The sequence below is a fragment of the Salmonella sp. SAL00672 genome (assembly GCF_046552175.1).
Lineage (GTDB): Bacteria > Pseudomonadota > Gammaproteobacteria > Enterobacterales > Enterobacteriaceae > Salmonella > Salmonella enterica.
Map to the genome: position 1 here is coordinate 204,160 of NZ_JBGDUQ010000002.1, position 16,398 is coordinate 220,557.

Here is a 16,398-nt window from a genome sequence, read left to right on the forward strand (position 1 = left end):
ATCGCGATTGTTGGTGAGTGGCCTGTCTGGCGCAAGGGCTTTCTCCCGCCGATTTTGCGTTACTGGATCGCCCACGCAAAATGGCCTGCTGGTCATAACGCTTTGTACAGACAAGGTGGAAAAAAGATAAAAAAATCCCCGGCCTTATGGCCAGGGACAGGAGATATAGCGGGGGGTTATTGCTCTTTTACCGTTGCTTCGCGATTAATCTCATCCGTTGCCGATGAAACCAACGGTGTGGTCAGCGCCTTTAGCGAGCCGCCGGCGATGCCAATCTCGTTTAACAGCGAATCGATCAGCGGCGCCTGGGTACGATAGGTGAGCGCGGCAGATAAGGCTTGTTCCGCCAGGTTTCCCCCGTTAGCGCCGCCAGCGGCGACGTCGCCCGCCGTCGCGCTGCGATTGAGGCCATCGACCTGAATAATCTTAATGCCGTCGATGGATTTCATCGGTTCAACAGACTTCTCAATAACAGCAGGCAACGATTGTAAGAGCGCTAGTTTAAATTTGAGGCTGGTTTGTTCGTCAGATAGTACGTTGATAGCGTCATTCAGCGCCCGTTGCGCTTCGGCTTCCGCCAGACCTTTTTTACGCGTTGCTTCCGCCAGTTCGATGATGGCGGCGGCTTGCAATTCTGCCGCTTCTTTCTCTGCTTTTGCCCGAACGGTCAGTTCGACCGCTTTGGTTTCCGCATCCTGCGCCGCGGCGATCAGAGCGACCTGCTTGGCGCGATCCGCTTCGGCGGTCTGGCGGGTGGTTTCTACGTTTTGCTGGGCGCGAACCGCATCGGCCAGCGCGTCGTTGGCGCGCGCTTCCGCTTGCGATTGCTGCTCGGATTTGGCGGCAATGGCGATAGATTTCGTCTGGTTGGCGATTTCTGTCACCTGTTGCTGTTCTATCTCTTTAATACGTACTTCACGCTCGGCCTCAACTTTCCTGGACCGTACTGCTTGCTCACGTTCGATCTCCGTCTCCTGGATCTGCCGCTCAGCAAGAATGCGCGTCTGTTCTGCTTCACGATGGCGCTCGGCCTCAAAAGCGGCAATTTTGGCGTTTTGTTCGGCGGTGCGGGTTTTAACCTGTTGCTCCTGCTCCAGAGTCATAAAGGCTTCTTGCTGCTCGATTTCCAGCTTGCGTTCAAGCGCGTCGCGGTTCTTTTCGCGCACCGCCACTTCCACATCCTGTTCCACTTCATTACGTTCACGACGGCGGCGTTCGGTTTCCTGCGTCAGTTTCGTCAGACCTTCGGCATCAAAGGCGTTGTTTGGGTTGAAATGCTCTTTGGACGTTTGGTTAAAGTTGGTTAATGAGACGCTTTCCAGTTCCAGGCCGTTTTTCGACAAATCTTCCGCAACGGTGTTTTGTACGCCCTGAACGAAGTTTTCACGCGTATCCTGTAGCTCATGCATCGTCATCTGGGCCGCGGTAGCGCGTAAGGCGTCAACGAATTTATCCTCAACCAGCATACGCAGATCTTCCGGCGACAGCGTTCGCTGGCCAAGCGTTTGTGCGGCGGTGGCAATACCTTCAACAGAGGGTTTTACACGTACGAAGAAAGCGACGACCACGTCAACGCGCATACGATCTTTGGTGATCAGGCTGTCGACGGTAGCACGGCTGACTTCAAGTTTTAGGGTATTCATATTGATCGGAATAATTTCGTGAAAGATTGGCATCACAATAGCGCCGCCGCTCATCACCACTTTTTGCCCGCCAAGCCCGGTACGGACAAACGCCTGTTCCGCAGATGCGCGGCGATAAAGGCGAGCAAAAATGATCCCGATAATTAGTAAGACGATAACCGCCACGATGGCGGTAAACATCCATGATGGCAATATGCCAAAAACATCATCCATTATGTAAGTTCCTCTCAATTAAACATAGAAGGTACGCTCAGCCAAATAACGCGTTGCGGAAAGTCGGCAGACAATCAGCACCTTGTCTCCTTTTTTAAATTCTTTTCCCTTTTCGGGTTCCAGCAGTAAATAGTGAATCTGGCCGAACTTATCGGTAAATTTTCCTTCGCAAGGTGTTCCGGCGACGGCGGCGTGGCCGGTAATAATCGCCATGCCGCCGATAAATTCCTCTTCCCGGAGGGCGGAGCTTTCATCTCTGGGTAGCCAGGGCGCGAGGATTTTTCCGCTGTAATGCACGGCAAAGACCGACAGGACAATGCTTAACGGGACCAGCAGCAGATTGCTGAGCGGCGCCTGCCAGAGCATGATCCCGCCATGCTGGATGAGGATACCGAAGAGGCCGAAATAGCCGGCCAATAGACAGAGGACGACCAGGGAGGGAACGCGTCCAATATTCAGATAATGAAGCGCCTGGCCCGCAGGGCCGGATGACAGGGCATCATAATGATCGAGATGGGCGTCGAGCGCGCCTGAAAGAAAGTGGCCAAAAATCAGAGAAATCATCTCCAGCACGCCGATAAAGAAAACGAACGCGATGGCAAACAGATAGGGGCTGTTATACTCCGCAAATAAGGTCATATTTTCTATCCTTGTCGCCGCCTTCAGAAGGATGTTCGCGTGATAATTTTCATGCTTGTTATTTCATTGCGTTACAATATCATGTGACCCATATCTCCTTAAGTCCGAAAAGCGATTTATCCGTCGTTATCTTTGGTGAATATTGTGATTTTGCGCATTAAATTTGCGCACGTTATGTATAAAACCGCCGTACATATAGGGAAATACTGAAATCAGAAAAAGCATATAGCCTTAACAGAATTCAATAACTGGAGGGTATGCTGATGAACAACAATAACGTCTATTCATTAAATAATTTCGATTTTCTGGCGCGCAGTTTTGCCAGAATGCAGGCGGAGGGGCGTCCTGTTGATATCCAGGCGGTAACCGGCAATATGGACGAGGAGCACCGCGACTGGTTTTGCAAGCGTTACGCGCTTTACTGCCAGCAGGCGACTCAGGCGAAAAGGTTAGAATTAGAACACTAATGCAGGCTCCCTTTACAGGTGCAGGGCATTATTCAGATCTTATATGAGCGGGCCGTCAGGCCCGTTCACGTTTTTACTCTTGTGGATCGACTGGCGGGATGGCGGGCGCAGGTTTTACTTCTTCAGGCTTGTCGCGAGCTTCCAGTTCGCTGAGGCGTTGCTCCAGCAGCGCCAGTTTTTCCCGGGTGCGCAGCAAGACCTGAGTCTGGACATCAAACTCTTCGCGGCTCACCAGATCGAGACGCGTCAGCTGAGATTGCAGCGTTTGACGGATTTTTTTCTCGATATCTTCCCCGAACTCGCGAATACCTTTCGGCATTGACTCATGAACCTGGCGTGCGATTTGCTCAATTTTTTTCGGGTCAATCATTGTGGTTTCCCTGAACTGGTAAGTGTTAGCTCTTATTGTAGTGCGATATGTGGACGCCATAAACCAGAATTGTGTGACGTCATACGGAGTAAAGGCGTTGATGAAGGTAATCAATAGCGTTATAGTTAACCCGCTTATTCTCAGGGCGGGGCGAAATTCCCCACCGGCGGTAAATCAGCGATGTTTAACGCATTTCTCATCACGGCGCGCCGTGACGGAACGCGGAGAGCAGGTTGAAAGCCCGCGAGCGCTTTTTGCCATAGCGAAAAGGTCAGCAGATCCGGTGTAATTCCGGGGCCGACGGTTAAAGTCCGGATGGGAGAGGGTAACGATCCAGTCGGGCATGGACCCGCTCACGTTATTTTTTTGCCGCTTGTCGGCACTCCTAAGACTGCCCTGATTCTGGTAACCATAATGTTAATGAGGTTTTTTTACCATGAATCAGACGCTACTTTCCTCTTTTGGTACGCCTTTTGAACGTGTTGAACTTGCACTGGATGCGCTGCGTGAAGGACGCGGTGTGATGGTGCTTGATGATGAAGATCGTGAAAACGAAGGCGATATGATTTTCCCCGCAGAGACGATGACCGTAGAACAGATGGCGTTAACCATTCGTCACGGTAGCGGTATTGTTTGTCTGTGTATTACTGAAGATCGTCGTAAGCAGCTCGACTTGCCAATGATGGTGGAAAACAACACCAGCGCCTACGGCACCGGTTTTACCGTGACCATTGAAGCCGCAGAAGGCGTGACCACCGGCGTTTCCGCCGCTGACCGTGTCACTACGGTGCGTGCGGCAATTAAGGATGGCGCAAAACCGTCCGATCTTAACCGTCCGGGGCACGTTTTCCCACTGCGCGCTCAGGCGGGCGGCGTGCTGACGCGCGGCGGTCATACGGAGGCGACCATCGATCTGATGACGCTGGCCGGTTTTAAACCTGCAGGTGTACTGTGCGAGTTGACTAACGACGATGGGACGATGGCGCGCGCGCCGGAGTGTATCGCGTTTGCAGGCCAGCATAATATGGCGGTAGTCACGATTGAAGATCTGGTGGCTTACCGCCAGGCGCATGAGCGCAAAGCCAGCTGATCGAACGGATCATGGTTGAAAAAAGCCGATGAGATGTCATCGGCTTTTTTGTATTCCTTCGGTGCCATATTGTTCAGTTTCAAAGAACGACGAATAAGCTGAATGGTAAAATTATTGTGAGAAAAGCAGAGGCCTGAATGCAGACCTCTGCTTTGGTTTATCTATTCAGGTTATTTGCCTCTGGCCAGTTTCAATGCCCAGGCGCCGCTCATCACCAGCAGCAGAATCAGGCACAACCCAAAGGCCAACATACATGCCTGCGCCATGTTCATAAAGTGCCAGGGCGGAAGCAGATACCAGCCTTCGGACTGCTGGTAGAGATCGACAAACCACTGCTGTACGCTACTGAGCGTTACGCCATCAGGGACGATAGGCGCGTCATAACCGCAGTCTCCGGTAGGTTTAAACCACTCCGGTGCCCATTCCGCCAACGGTAAGTTGAAAGGAAAGGTAGGGTCAGTCGAACATCCTTGCACGCCAAAAAGTGAATCGGGGTCCGCATTATGTACCGCATGATGGATACCATTAAGCTTAATAGAAAACTTAATGCCCATAATGCTGCCATAAAACGCCGCGATGCAGCCAATCAGCTTCAGCACGATATTTTTGGGATTTATCGCCGCAATCACCCCGCCAATTACCATCACAAACATCGCGTAACGGATGTAAACACACTGCTCGCACGGTGCCATGTAGAGGTAGATTTGGAAGAACGAGTGCGCCAGGATAATTAACCCTCCCATCGCGATGGCCATTAACAGCCACAGAAAGCGCTGTTCCTGCCATCTCACCAGCGTATCTACTGGTCTTGCGCGTAGGTCTCGCCATAATCCCTTAATAAAATCCATAATCGTTTCCCTGCTTATTTTTTAGTGGCCAGTTCCCGAACGAGTTCAGCCATAGAATCGATGGATTTGATGTTTTTGGTATAGATAAGGTACTTGCCGTTGACGACGTAAGCCGGAACACCCTGAATTTTGGCAACGTCATAGGCGGCTTTCCATTTTTCCAGAGTCTCCTGAACGGCAGGATCTTTCAGCGCTGCTTCAAAATCAGCCTGGCTCATGCCTGCGGCGTCCAGCCCGGTTTTAATAAATGCCGCCGGATCTTTCCCATCTGACCAGCGCTCTTTCTTATCATGGTAAGCCGCATACCAGGCGAACTTCGCTTTTTTGAATTGTGATTTAGCATCAAATAACGAAATCCCGGCAGCTTTATCTTTGGCGATCAGGACTGCAAATACTTCGCTGGCCTGTTTTCCATATTCGCCTTTTGTTTCCAGGTGGAACGGGGTGAACGTAACGAGATCGGCTACTTTATCAGAAACCGGACCTGTTACGGCTTTGTCATATTTGTAGCAGAAAGGGCAGGCATAGCTAAATACCTTAATCAGCGTTTTATCCGCATTAGGAATTGGTTTCTCCAGAACCATATAATCTGTGCCCTCGGTAAAAGCCGATGCCGCAAAAGGAGTGACCAATGCCGCGGTTAATACTACGCTTTTAAATAAAGAGGTAATCCATTTAGATGACATATTAATTCCTTCCCGTTATTTATTTAAACATTTGCGTTGGATGAACCAGTAACGCACGATAGTGAGTCTGGTTGGGTTTATCCGACAGCACATCAATTTCAACTTTCACTTCTTTCGTTTTATAGTCAATCTCATTCAGTTTGCCGACTGTTGGTTTACCAACATCGAACAGGTTAATAGAACCGCCAAAGCCGAACATGGTGTCGCGGTCTTTTTGATATTCAACAACCGAGGTAATAGGACTATAGAAATCATATCCACGTTCTTTACCGTATTCCCAAACTTGTTGTACGGTGCCTTTCTTCTCATCGATCTTATATTCGACAAAACGGGAATACTTCATGGTCGGTAGAGCCGGTTGCTCCAGGCCGCGACCATCGCCGTTATCAAAGACCGTTAACGTGCCTTTGCTGGAAAGCCATGCCGTATGTTGGGTATAGGTGAAATCGAAATCGGTGTCCTTACACTTGCCGTTTTCGTCACAGGTCAACGGCTTACCATGATCGTCTACCGGTTTCAGCAATTTACTGGCTAGCTGCTTATTCCAGCCTTTAGACGGTGCCAGTATCCATTTCACCTGCTTATCGCGACCAATTTTTACAATACCCTGATGGCGGGAAGAAAGGATGATGGAGTCGTCTTTCGCGTCATAAGCGATAGAGTTGACGTGCGCCCAGTTACGACCGGCACCAACGCCAAGCGCATCACCATACGGCGTATCCGGTTCAAGTTTCGCCTGCTGTCCGGCATGGGCCAGATCGACGTTCACGCATACTGCGCCCGCATCCAGCGCGCCGAGCAGCGCATCACGCATAGGGTCGAGGATTTTGGTTAAATCCCAAACGTCTACTACGCGGCCAGACTTATCGACCTCAATGATTTGGTCACGAATAGTATGAACATGTATGCCGTCTTCTTTGCGGTAATCGCGTTTGCCGACGCGCAGCAGTACGGTGCCGTTCACGGTTTCGATGGATTCATGAGACGCATCCAGGAACCCGCGCGGCAGTTTATGATCGGCAAGAATTTGCCCCATCATGTCAAACTCGTACCAGTGTTGGCCCTGCACCGCGGTAAAGGTGCCGCGAGGCGTTTCACGAATACCCATCAGGTAGCCGCGTTTGTTGATATTCATATCGTGGCCGTCGTAGAAGGTATCTTGATCCAGCCACCAGCGATATTCACCCTGGGTGTCGACCACAAACGTATAAGGGGCGATATCGAAAGGCAAAGCCCCGCCCGCCGGGCCGGCATCAAGAATGCCCGCATTTTTATCTTTTTCGCCGTGCCAGTGAAATTCAGCGCCCTGCGGCGTAAAGGTATGGGTATTTACCAGATAAAGGCGATCTTCAAATCCTGGCGCAACTTTAATAACTTTCGTTTGCTGGAGATCTGAAATAGAACGGTTATCCATATAATGGTTGACGATGGCGGACGTCTGCACCACATAGTCATCCTTCATGGCTTTGCCGTTTTCTTTATATTCTACCGTGACGTTGTTGGCAAATTTCTGATAAAGGCCAAAAATAGGAATACCGTCATAGGTTTCTAAAGACTCTTTCCCAACAGTATAAGTAACAGGAACGCCTTTTTCCCCTTTGCCATGTACAGTAACTTTAACGTCTGAAATAATATGGCTATCTAATTCCACCAGCGCGGTGAGAGGGGCATTTCCGTAAGGATCGACAACGACTGCGCCTAATTTTCCTGCGGGCTGTGCCGGTTGAAAACCTGCGGCAAACGTACTGGCTGCGGTGAGTCCGCATGTCAGTGCGACGGCACCGGCAAGTATTGTTTTCCGGTATTGGTCAAACATGGATATATCTCCTTATATACAACTTCTAAATATAATACTTCTGAATATACTATGTTTTTATGAATAATAAATGAGGTAAATGATTGGTCTTTAAATATAAGTCATGATGCTGTTACTTATTTTAAAGTATATTCTGTATCAATATTTTTTAATTGCCTGAGTGAGTCGATAGTAGGAGTGTGATATTTTAAGAACAATATAAATTAGTACGAAGTGTGATCTTATCGACATTGTTTTCTGCTTAATACCTCTTTCATTATTGTGTTTCACCACTGATTTATATGATCAAAATCATTTATTTGTTCCACAAATATGCCAGTATATGAATACGTCAAAATAAGGGTATGTAAAATTTTAACGTTAAATGTTTAGTGATGTTAAATTTTAAGGGTAAAAAGGATGTTTATTGCCTGGTATTGGATAATATTAATCGTTCTGGTGGTAGTAGGGTATATTTGCCATATGAAGCGTTATTGCAGAGCGTTTCGGCAAGACAGAGATGCATTACTTGAAGCGCGAACGAAACGTTTTCGCCAGACGAGCGAAGGCGACAGCGTGATGAATGAGCAGAAATAGCGCATATCCTTGACGGGAAGCCGGATGTTGCCTGGCTAAAGGCCTGCATCCGGCGCGACGTTTCTCTTAACCGATACCTATAGTCTGCAAAATGACGAGACTGAGCCCCATGATGGACATACCGCAAAGCACGCCATAGCTGGGGTTATTGTTAGGATCGATCTCTTTTGCCAGCGGCATCAGTTCATCGACGGAGAGCGCCACCATAATACCGGCGACTGCCGCCATGATAGCCGCCATAACGATTGGCGAAACCAGACTGCCCAAAATCAGCCACGCCAGCACGCCGCCAAGAATTTCCGCCATGCCGGAGATACCGGCCCAAAAAATCGCGGTACGTTTTGAGCCCGTCGCGGCATAAACCGGACCGGCAACCGCCAGACCTTCAGGAATATTGTGCAACGCCACCGCCAGTGCGATGCCGAAACCCAGTTCAAGATTGCTGCTGGCAGTGACAAAGGTGGCGATCCCTTCCGGAAAGTTGTGCAGGCTAATGCCGAGCGTCAATAAAATCGCAGTGCGTTTTATCGAGCCGGGAAGCGGCTGCTGCCTTTTTTGCACCAGATCCTGCGGATGAGCGTGAGGAAGCAGGCGATCCAGCCCGAAGTAGCCCAACAGGCCGATAATAAACATCCCGTAGCCCAGTACAGGCGACATCCCCTCGGTATCTAACGCGGCGGGCAGCATCTCCATCAGCGAGATGAGCAGCATAATCCCTGCGGCGAAGCCCAGCGAAAAAGCCAGCACGCGGTTAGACGGTTTTTGGCCAAGAACGCCAAGAAACGCGCCAATAAAGGTGGCAGCGCCCGCCAGTAAGGTCAGAATAAGTGGTACTGACATCCATTACTCCTTATCAATTTGCCGTCCGAACCTGACCTTCAAAATAACTGATGATCTTCATCATAGTTATCTGAGTTCTTCCTCTGTGAAGAAAGCGTATGGTGATGTTAACAAAATGTCTTTCCTGTAAGGATAACATCATGTCTTTAACGTGTATGCCAGCATTGTTTTTGGGGCATGGCAGCCCGATGAACGTGCTGGACGATAATGATTATACCCGCGCCTGGCGGCGATTGGGGGAAGCCCTGCCGCGACCACAGGCGATAGTGGTGGTGTCGGCGCACTGGTATACCCGTGGGACTGGCGTCACAGCGATGGAAAGGCCGCAAACTCTCCATGATTTTGGCGGTTTTCCGCAGGCGCTGTATGACACGCATTATCCGGCCCCTGGATCGCCTGCGCTGGCGCAGCGTCTGGTTGAACTGTTGGCTCCCGTTCCCGTCGCGCTCGATAAAGAAGCGTGGGGATTTGATCACGGCTCTTGGGGCGTATTGATCAAGATGTACCCGAATGCGGATATCCCGATGGTGCAGCTTAGTGTTGATAGTACCAAACCGGCGGCATGGCATTTTGAGGTGGGCCGTAAACTGGCGACGCTGCGTGACGAAGGCGTGATGCTGGTGGCCAGCGGGAATGTGGTTCATAACCTGCGGACTGTGCGTTGGCACGGTGACAATATACCGTATCCCTGGGCGGCGTCATTTAATGACTTTGTGAAAGCCAACCTGACGTGGCAGGGGCCGGTAGAACAGCACCCGCTGGTGAATTATCTGCAACATGAAGGGGGCGCCTTATCGAACCCGACGCCGGAGCACTTTTTGCCTTTGCTGTATGTACTTGGCGCCTGGGACGGCAAGGAACCTATCACCATCCCGGTCGACGGTATTGAGATGGGCAGTATAAGTATGTTGTCGGTGCAGGTGGGGTAGGCCGGATAAGGCGCGGAATGATTGCCCGATGGCGCTACGCGCATCGGGCTTACAGGAAAATCTATCCTTCGACAAAAATATGCGGATAGAAGCGGGAGAGATCCTGGGTGATCAGCGCCCGATCTTCACGGATACCAATTCCGGCGGGCTGATCGTTAATCAGCCAGCTACCAATCAGGGTGTAACTGTCGCCGAATTTTGGCAGCGGATAGAACTGTTGCACGATCATACCCTCTTCGCCATACGGGCCTTCCACGGATTCGATCGTTTTACCGTTCTCAATAATCGATACGTTCGCCCCTTCGCGGGAGAAGATCGGTTTCACGACATATTTATCCATTGGCGGATGTTCGTCTTCGGCGAAATACGCAGGCAACAGATTCGGATGGTCAGGGAACATCTCCCACAACAGCGGCAACAACGCTTTATTGGAGATAATGCTTTTCCAGGCCGGTTCCAGCCAGCGCACGCCGGCATCTTCCAGCTTGGTGGAAAACATCTCGCGCAGCATAAATTCCCACGGATAGAGCTTGAACAGGTTCGCAATGACCTGATCCTGCAGATCCGTAAATTGGCCTTTTTCCCCCAGACCAATATCGTCGATATAGAGAAATTCGGTGGCGATTTCCGCTTCGGCCGCGCAGTCCTGTAAATACTGAATGGTGCCGCGATCCTCAACCGTATCGCGACAGCAGGTGAGATGCAGCAACTGAAAACCGTACTGCTCGCGAAGTTCAGCAAAGCGTTCAATCAGCTTTTCCTGCAGGCTATTAAACTGATCGCTGCCTTCCGGCAGATTGCCCGCGTTGATCTGATCTTCCAGCCAAATCCACTGAAAAAACGCCGCTTCATACAGCGACGTTGGCGTGTCGGCATTATTTTCGAGCAGCTTAGGCTCGCCGATACCGTCCCAGGCCAGATCGAGGCGGGAATAGAGCGACGGTTGTTGCGTTTGCCAGGACTGGCGAACAAAACCCCAGGTATGTTTTGGAATACGAAACTTCGTCATCAGCTCATCGCTGGCGATGACGCGTTCTACTACCTTGAGGCACATCTGGTGCAGCTCGGCGGTAACGTCTTCCAGTTTTTCCACCTGGGCGAGCGTTAACTTGTAATAAGCGTCTTCACACCAGTACGGTTCACCATACATAGTGTGAAAATTAAACCCGTATTCAGTCGCTTTATCGCGCCAGTCCGGGCGCTCGGTAATACTGACTCTTTCCATGCGTATCAGCCGCCCATCGAACGTGTTGAAGTACCGGCAGCGCTACGCTGCATGGTGCTCTGTTTGGCGACGGATTCGCCAAAACCGCCGCGGGTAACGGTTGTTGTGGTGGCAGGTTTCGGCGCCATCGCGGTTTTCGGTACGGTCATTGTCCGGCCCGGTTGCGCCGCGCCGTAGTTTTTACCTGCCGCATCGGTATATTTGCCGTATGCAGGGCTGGCCGGGTTTTTCGAGCTAAACAGCGGCTGTTGCGCAAAGCCTGCGCCGCCGCCCATCAGACGCCCCATCATGTAACCGGCCATGAGCGGCATCCAGAAACTGCCGCTGGATTGTTGGGCCTGCGCCTGATTTTCCGGCGCCATGCCAGCCTGTGCGGGCGCTTGCTGGCACTGACCTTCGCCAAACTCAGCGACGCAATCTTCGCGTGTAGCGTACTTAGGCGCAGTACGTTCGGCCTCTTTCAGCGCATTGTTATACGCGGTTGTACACTCCGCGCTTTTGCCCGGATTCGCCGCTGAACAGTCATCAGCGTTTTGATACAGCGATACGGTTTCATCGCTTTTTTCACAGCCAGCCAGCATAAAAACAGCCGTAACCGCCAGGGCGACCGGCGTTAAATGCCGCGCGCTCCAGCTTTTGCGAAATGATGCGTGATGGATGGATTTTGTCCGTTTCATATTTGTCTTCCAGGACCCAGTGGTAAATACAACATGCCTTCAGAATAGAGGATGACTGGTCGAAATTGAAGCGAGAAAAGGCGAGAATGCGGCGGAATAGCAGGATCTTTACGTTGCCTTACGTTCAGGCGCGGCTTCATGACAGGTAGCGCCGCGCTTACCAGACCTACAAGGGCACAGGTCTGATAAGCGCAGCGCCAGCGAATAACTTATCAATGCCGGAATGGATTGCCGTTATTGCTGTTGGCGCGAGCGGCGGTCGGCTGTACTGCCGGCGCGGCGCTATGGGCATTATAACCGTCTGCGGCAGCATCCTGCTCTGGCGTTTCCGGCGCTACGCTTTCCGGCGACGTCGGGATAGGTTTACCCAACGTACTGTTAAGCGCGAGCAGATCCTGCTCGTTCAGCGTACCGAGCGCATATTTGATATTTAACTGATTAATCAAATAGGTATAACGCGCGTTGGCCAGTTGCTGCTTGGCATCATACAGAGTGGTGGTGGCATCCAGTACGTCAACAATGGTACGTGTACCGACCGAGTAACCGGCTTCCATTGCATCCAAAGAACTTTGCGCGGAAACGACCGCCTGTTTATACGCGTTGATGCTGCTGATGGAGGCGTTAATATTGTTAAAGGAAGAACGTACGGTCTGCACCACGCTACGGTGCGCGCTTTCCAGCTGTTCGCTTGCGCCGACGAAGTTATACTGCGCCTGTTTTACCTGCGAGTTAACCATCCCGCCTTGATACAGCGGCAGGGAGAAGTTAAGGCCGATTTTATTCTGCCCCATGTTGCTATCGTCGTACTGGGTGGAGTTGGTTTTAGAACCGCTATAAGAGGTATCAGAAATGCCGGTTGAGGCCGTTAAATTCAGCGTCGGCAGATGACCATCCTGCGCCTGACGGATTTGCTCGCGCGCCAGATCCTGACTTAAACGCGCCTGTAACAGCGACAGGTTACGGTTTTCCGCTTCCTTCAGCAGCGCATTAACAGCTTTGGGTTTGTCGGTTTTAAAATGTTCGACGTTAAGCGACGCCAGCTCCGGGTAATAATTGCCGGTTACCTGGCGCAGCTCTTCTACCGCGTTATCCAGGTTGTTGCGGGCGGTCACTTCATTCGCCAGTACGGTATCATATTGCGCACGGGCGTTTTGCACGTCGGTAATGGCGACCAGACCCACGTTAAAACGTTGCGTCGTTTGATCTAACTGACGGTAGATAGCCTCTTTTTGCGCCTGGGTATAGGAAAGCACATCAATAGCGTTCAATACCTTAAAATACGCGTTCGCGGTATTGAGGATCAGCGTCTGCTGATCGGTCTGATAGGTGACATCCTGAATGCCTGCTGCTTTTTCTTGCAGGGTGAGCCCACGCCATTTCGACATATCAAATAGCGTCTGCGTTAATTGCAGGGAAGCGCTGGTTTCATTGGAGTTGATACCGTTCGCATCGCGATAACCGTTGCTGTAGGTGTAGTCGGCACCCAAACCCAGTTGCGGCAGTAAAGGACTACGCGCTTCGTTAATTTTTTCGAATGCAGCATCGCGATCGGCAGCGGATTTACGCAATTCCGGGTTGCTCAGGCGTGCTTGCTGATAAACTTGCATCAGGTTCTCTGCCTGGCTTAGTGTGCTGAACCCCGACAGGCTCAGGCCGATAAGGATGGGGAGCAATTTCTTCATTTGCATTCCTTGTTGTGAAGCAGTATTTAGCGCTGATCAATTTGTAAAAATAATTGCTGATTCTAGCAGAATCCGCCACTGCAAAAAGTTGGCGTTACGTGCCATACGAGCCTTAATTGGCACCAATTTACCACAAGGGTGATAAAACAGCAGTCAACCACCCTTGAAATTCATCATTTAATCATTATTGCTAGCAGGGCAGCACAATGCGTAAATCAGACAACTTGCCAGTTACTTTCACCAAAAGCGATGTAGAAATTATTGCACGGGAAACGCGCTATCGCGGTTTTTTTTCATTGGATGTGTATCGATTCCGCCATCGTTTATTCAACGGAGAAATGAGTGGCGAGGTAAAGCGCGAAATTTTTGAGCGCGGGCACGCCGCCGTCTTGCTACCCTTTGACCCTGAACGTGACGAGGTGGTGCTGGTCGAACAGATTCGTATTGCCGCGTATGACACAAGCGTTACGCCGTGGCTGCTGGAGATGGTCGCCGGCATGATAGAAGAAGGCGAAACCATTGAGGCGGTCGCCCGGCGGGAGGCGATGGAAGAAGCGGGGCTGACCGTAGGCCGCACCCGACCGGTCATCAGTTACCTGGCGAGCCCAGGAGGAACCAGCGAGCGCTCATCTATTCTGGTGGGTGAAGTGGACGCCACGACCGCGGCAGGTATTCATGGTCTGGCGGATGAAAACGAAGATATTCGGGTTCATGTGGTAAGCCGGGAACAGGCATACCAGTGGGTAGAAGAGGGGAAAATCGACAACGCAGCCGCAGTCATCGCTTTGCAATGGCTTCAGTTGCATCATCAAGAGTTAAAAAACGAGTGGAAAAAATGAAGCGTTATACACCTGACTTCCCAGAAATGATGCGTTTGTGCGAAACCAATTTTTCGCAATTGCGCCGCCTGCTGCCGCGCAATGACGCCCCCGGTGAAACGGTGAGCTATCAGGTGGGCAACGTACAATATCGGTTAACGATTGTGGAATCGACCCGATACACTACGCTTGTAACGATCGAGCAAACGGCGCCAGCCATCACCTACTGGAGCCTGCCGTCGCTGACGGTGCGCCTCTACCATGATGCGATGGTGGCTGAAGTGTGTTCAAGCCAGCAGATCTTTCGCTTCAAAGCGCGGTATGATTATCCAAATAAAAAGTTGCATCAACGCGACGAAAAGCATCAAATTAATCAGTTTCTGGCCGACTGGCTACGATTCTGTTTAGCACATGGAGCGATGGCGATTCCGGTTTATTAGCGTCGTGAAACCTAAGGACACCATTTGGAAAGCCTGTTAACCCTACCTCTGGCTGGTGAGGCCCGAGTCAGGATTTTACAAATTACAGATACTCACCTGTTTGCCGAAAAGCATGAAACGCTGTTAGGCGTCAATACCTGGGAAAGTTACCAGGCCGTGCTGGAGGCTATTCGGGCGCAACAGTATGAATATGATCTGATCGTGGCCACCGGCGATCTGGCGCAGGATCAATCCGCTGCGGCTTATCAGCATTTTGCTGAGGGTATCGCAAGCTTTCGCGCGCCTTGCGTTTGGCTACCGGGCAATCATGATTTTCAGCCGGCAATGTACAGCGCGCTGCAAGAGGCGGGGATTTCCCCGGCTAAACGCGTGTTAATCGGTGAACAATGGCAGATTTTGTTGCTGGATAGCCAGGTGTTTGGCGTCCCGCATGGCGAACTGAGCGAGTTCCAACTGGAATGGCTTGAGCGTAAGCTCGCCGATGCGCCAGAGAGACAGACATTGCTCCTGTTGCACCACCATCCGTTGCCGGCAGGGTGCAGTTGGCTGGATCAGCACAGCTTGCGTAATGCTGGTGAGCTGGATAGCGTGCTGGCGAATTTCCCGCGTGTAAAGTATCTGCTATGCGGACATATTCACCAGGAGCTGGATCTCGACTGGAACGGACGGCGTCTGCTGGCGTCGCCGTCAACCTGCGTACAGTTCAAACCGCACTGCGCGAACTTTACGCTGGATACTATCGCGCCGGGCTGGCGTACGCTGGAGCTCCGGGCGAACGGCGTCCTGGAGACGGAAGTGCATCGCCTGCAGGATACCCGGTTCCGACCCGATACCGCTTCGGAAGGATACTGATGTCTACGCTTCTCTATTTGCACGGATTCAACAGTTCCCCTCGCTCGGCAAAAGCGTGCCAGCTAAAAAACTGGCTGGCGGAGCGTCATCCGCATGTTGAGATGATCGTCCCTCAACTACCGCCGTATCCTGCCGATGCGGCGGAGTTGCTGGAATCTCTCGTGCTTGAGCATGGCGGTGCGCCATTAGGGCTGGTAGGATCGTCGCTGGGTGGTTATTACGCCACCTGGCTGTCGCAATGTTTTATGCTGCCGGCTGTGGTGGTGAATCCCGCCGTGCGGCCCTTTGAATTACTGACCGACTATCTCGGTCAGAACGAGAACCCCTACACCGGGCAGCAATATGTGCTAGAGTCTCGCCATATTTATGATCTTAAAGTCATGCAGATTGACCCGCTGGAAGCGCCGGACCTGATCTGGCTACTGCAACAGACGGGCGATGAAGTGCTGGATTACCGCCAGGCGGTGGCATATTACGCCTCCTGCCGTCAGACAGTGACCGAGGGTGGTAATCACGCATTCACGGGCTTCGAAGATTATTTCAACCAGATTGTCGATTTTCTTGGACTGCACAGTTGCTGACAATCA

General features: G+C 51.4%; 18 protein-coding genes and 1 riboswitch. Of the genes, 8 read left to right on the plus strand and 10 right to left on the minus strand.

Annotated features, from left to right (window positions below; translation table 11 throughout):
- Positions 1–176 precede the first annotated feature (176 nt).
- The gene (locus ACLJTG_RS06760) at positions 177–1,856 is read right to left on the minus strand and encodes a flotillin family protein (RefSeq protein ID WP_000342882.1); all 1,680 of its coding nucleotides are present in this window, start codon (positions 1,854–1,856) and stop codon (positions 177–179) included.
- 18 nt (positions 1,857–1,874) lie between these two features.
- A complete protein-coding gene (locus tag ACLJTG_RS06765; protein ID WP_001728637.1) occupies positions 1,875–2,495 on the minus strand; it encodes an OB-fold-containig protein in 621 nt (206 codons plus the stop codon).
- A gap of 257 nt (positions 2,496–2,752) precedes the next feature.
- On the opposite strand from ACLJTG_RS06765, the gene glgS reads away from it, so the two are divergent.
- The gene (gene glgS, locus ACLJTG_RS06770; protein ID WP_000928927.1) at positions 2,753–2,962 is read left to right on the plus strand and encodes a cell surface composition regulator GlgS; all 210 of its coding nucleotides are present in this window, start codon (positions 2,753–2,755) and stop codon (positions 2,960–2,962) included.
- Positions 2,963–3,035: 73 nt separating this feature from the next.
- Here glgS and ubiK read toward each other — a convergent pair whose 3' ends face one another.
- Positions 3,036–3,332: a ubiquinone biosynthesis accessory factor UbiK gene (gene ubiK, locus ACLJTG_RS06775; RefSeq protein WP_000566824.1), complete on the minus strand. Its 297-nt coding sequence runs from the start codon at positions 3,330–3,332 to the stop codon at positions 3,036–3,038.
- Positions 3,333–3,464: 132 nt separating this feature from the next.
- Positions 3,465–3,663: riboswitch (FMN riboswitch) on the plus strand.
- Between the two features lie 105 nt (positions 3,664–3,768).
- Between ubiK and ribB the strand changes: the two genes are divergently transcribed.
- Positions 3,769–4,422 (plus strand): 3,4-dihydroxy-2-butanone-4-phosphate synthase, encoded by a 654-nt coding sequence (gene ribB / locus ACLJTG_RS06780; protein ID WP_001076978.1) that lies wholly within the window; start codon positions 3,769–3,771, stop codon positions 4,420–4,422.
- A gap of 170 nt (positions 4,423–4,592) precedes the next feature.
- Here ribB and dsbI read toward each other — a convergent pair whose 3' ends face one another.
- Genes dsbI through ACLJTG_RS06795 form a run of 3 tightly spaced genes read right to left on the minus strand, consistent with a single transcriptional unit; the run spans position 4,593 to position 7,772 of the window.
- Positions 4,593–5,270, minus strand: a complete 678-nt coding sequence (gene dsbI, locus ACLJTG_RS06785; RefSeq protein WP_000345576.1) for a protein-disulfide oxidoreductase DsbI — start codon at positions 5,268–5,270, stop codon at positions 4,593–4,595.
- 14 nt (positions 5,271–5,284) lie between these two features.
- Positions 5,285–5,956 carry a thiol:disulfide interchange protein DsbA/DsbL gene (locus tag ACLJTG_RS06790; protein ID WP_000096230.1) on the minus strand — a complete coding sequence of 224 codons (672 nt, stop codon included), beginning with the start codon at positions 5,954–5,956 and terminating at the stop codon, positions 5,285–5,287.
- Between the two features lie 19 nt (positions 5,957–5,975).
- A complete protein-coding gene (locus tag ACLJTG_RS06795) occupies positions 5,976–7,772 on the minus strand; it encodes an aryl-sulfate sulfotransferase (RefSeq protein ID WP_000460259.1) in 1,797 nt (598 codons plus the stop codon).
- Positions 7,773–8,171: 399 nt separating this feature from the next.
- Between ACLJTG_RS06795 and ACLJTG_RS06800 the strand changes: the two genes are divergently transcribed.
- A complete protein-coding gene (locus ACLJTG_RS06800; RefSeq protein ID WP_000469259.1) occupies positions 8,172–8,348 on the plus strand; it encodes a hypothetical protein in 177 nt (58 codons plus the stop codon).
- A 66-nt stretch (positions 8,349–8,414) separates the two neighbouring features.
- On the opposite strand, the gene zupT is transcribed toward ACLJTG_RS06800, so the two are convergent.
- Positions 8,415–9,188, minus strand: a complete 774-nt coding sequence (zupT, locus tag ACLJTG_RS06805; protein WP_000115874.1) for a zinc transporter ZupT — start codon at positions 9,186–9,188, stop codon at positions 8,415–8,417.
- A gap of 140 nt (positions 9,189–9,328) precedes the next feature.
- Between zupT and ygiD the strand changes: the two genes are divergently transcribed.
- Positions 9,329–10,117 (plus strand): 4,5-DOPA dioxygenase extradiol, encoded by a 789-nt coding sequence (gene ygiD / locus ACLJTG_RS06810; RefSeq protein WP_001520560.1) that lies wholly within the window; start codon positions 9,329–9,331, stop codon positions 10,115–10,117.
- Positions 10,118–10,178: 61 nt separating this feature from the next.
- Here ygiD and ACLJTG_RS06815 read toward each other — a convergent pair whose 3' ends face one another.
- The 3 genes from ACLJTG_RS06815 to tolC all read right to left on the minus strand — a co-directional run bounded on the left by ACLJTG_RS06815 (position 10,179) and on the right by tolC (position 13,707).
- Positions 10,179–11,342 carry a glutathionylspermidine synthase family protein gene (locus ACLJTG_RS06815; RefSeq protein ID WP_000442833.1) on the minus strand — a complete coding sequence of 388 codons (1,164 nt, stop codon included), beginning with the start codon at positions 11,340–11,342 and terminating at the stop codon, positions 10,179–10,181.
- Positions 11,343–11,347: 5 nt separating this feature from the next.
- Positions 11,348–12,019: a DUF1190 family protein gene (locus ACLJTG_RS06820; RefSeq protein ID WP_000831528.1), complete on the minus strand. Its 672-nt coding sequence runs from the start codon at positions 12,017–12,019 to the stop codon at positions 11,348–11,350.
- Positions 12,020–12,231: 212 nt separating this feature from the next.
- Positions 12,232–13,707 carry an outer membrane channel protein TolC gene (gene tolC, locus ACLJTG_RS06825; protein ID WP_072100461.1) on the minus strand — a complete coding sequence of 492 codons (1,476 nt, stop codon included), beginning with the start codon at positions 13,705–13,707 and terminating at the stop codon, positions 12,232–12,234.
- Positions 13,708–13,907: 200 nt separating this feature from the next.
- Here tolC and nudF point away from each other — a divergent pair, with 200 nt between their 5' ends.
- Genes nudF through yqiA form a run of 4 tightly spaced genes read left to right on the plus strand, consistent with a single transcriptional unit; the run spans position 13,908 to position 16,392 of the window.
- On the plus strand, positions 13,908–14,540 hold the full coding sequence (nudF, locus tag ACLJTG_RS06830; protein ID WP_001231950.1) for an ADP-ribose diphosphatase: 633 nt from the start codon (positions 13,908–13,910) through the stop codon (positions 14,538–14,540).
- On the plus strand, positions 14,537–14,959 hold the full coding sequence (locus ACLJTG_RS06835) for a DUF1249 family protein (protein WP_000833404.1): 423 nt from the start codon (positions 14,537–14,539) through the stop codon (positions 14,957–14,959). Before nudF ends, ACLJTG_RS06835 begins: the two co-directional genes overlap by 4 nt.
- A 24-nt stretch (positions 14,960–14,983) precedes the next feature.
- Positions 14,984–15,811, plus strand: coding sequence for a 3',5'-cyclic-AMP phosphodiesterase (gene cpdA, locus ACLJTG_RS06840; protein ID WP_000444735.1), 828 nt, complete (start codon positions 14,984–14,986; stop codon positions 15,809–15,811).
- Positions 15,811–16,392, plus strand: coding sequence for an esterase YqiA (gene yqiA / locus ACLJTG_RS06845; RefSeq protein WP_000105725.1), 582 nt, complete (start codon positions 15,811–15,813; stop codon positions 16,390–16,392). The genes cpdA and yqiA overlap by 1 nt, the downstream gene beginning before the upstream one ends.
- The last annotated feature ends 6 nt before the right edge of the window (positions 16,393–16,398 follow it).

Coding starts and splice junctions, on each gene's coding strand:
- ACLJTG_RS06760 (WP_000342882.1), bottom strand. CDS start 1,856: ATGGATGATGTTTTTGGCATATTGCCATCATGGATGTTTACCGCCATC.
- ACLJTG_RS06765 (WP_001728637.1), bottom strand. CDS start 2,495: ATGACCTTATTTGCGGAGTATAACAGCCCCTATCTGTTTGCCATCGCG.
- glgS (WP_000928927.1), top strand. CDS start 2,753: ATGCTGATGAACAACAATAACGTCTATTCATTAAATAATTTCGATTTT.
- ubiK (WP_000566824.1), bottom strand. CDS start 3,332: ATGATTGACCCGAAAAAAATTGAGCAAATCGCACGCCAGGTTCATGAG.
- ribB (WP_001076978.1), top strand. CDS start 3,769: ATGAATCAGACGCTACTTTCCTCTTTTGGTACGCCTTTTGAACGTGTT.
- dsbI (WP_000345576.1), bottom strand. CDS start 5,270: ATGGATTTTATTAAGGGATTATGGCGAGACCTACGCGCAAGACCAGTA.
- ACLJTG_RS06790 (WP_000096230.1), bottom strand. CDS start 5,956: ATGTCATCTAAATGGATTACCTCTTTATTTAAAAGCGTAGTATTAACC.
- ACLJTG_RS06795 (WP_000460259.1), bottom strand. CDS start 7,772: ATGTTTGACCAATACCGGAAAACAATACTTGCCGGTGCCGTCGCACTG.
- ACLJTG_RS06800 (WP_000469259.1), top strand. CDS start 8,172: ATGTTTATTGCCTGGTATTGGATAATATTAATCGTTCTGGTGGTAGTA.
- zupT (WP_000115874.1), bottom strand. CDS start 9,188: ATGTCAGTACCACTTATTCTGACCTTACTGGCGGGCGCTGCCACCTTT.
- ygiD (WP_001520560.1), top strand. CDS start 9,329: ATGTCTTTAACGTGTATGCCAGCATTGTTTTTGGGGCATGGCAGCCCG.
- ACLJTG_RS06815 (WP_000442833.1), bottom strand. CDS start 11,342: ATGGAAAGAGTCAGTATTACCGAGCGCCCGGACTGGCGCGATAAAGCG.
- ACLJTG_RS06820 (WP_000831528.1), bottom strand. CDS start 12,019: ATGAAACGGACAAAATCCATCCATCACGCATCATTTCGCAAAAGCTGG.
- tolC (WP_072100461.1), bottom strand. CDS start 13,707: ATGCAAATGAAGAAATTGCTCCCCATCCTTATCGGCCTGAGCCTGTCG.
- nudF (WP_001231950.1), top strand. CDS start 13,908: ATGCGTAAATCAGACAACTTGCCAGTTACTTTCACCAAAAGCGATGTA.
- ACLJTG_RS06835 (WP_000833404.1), top strand. CDS start 14,537: ATGAAGCGTTATACACCTGACTTCCCAGAAATGATGCGTTTGTGCGAA.
- yqiA (WP_000105725.1), top strand. CDS start 15,811: ATGTCTACGCTTCTCTATTTGCACGGATTCAACAGTTCCCCTCGCTCG.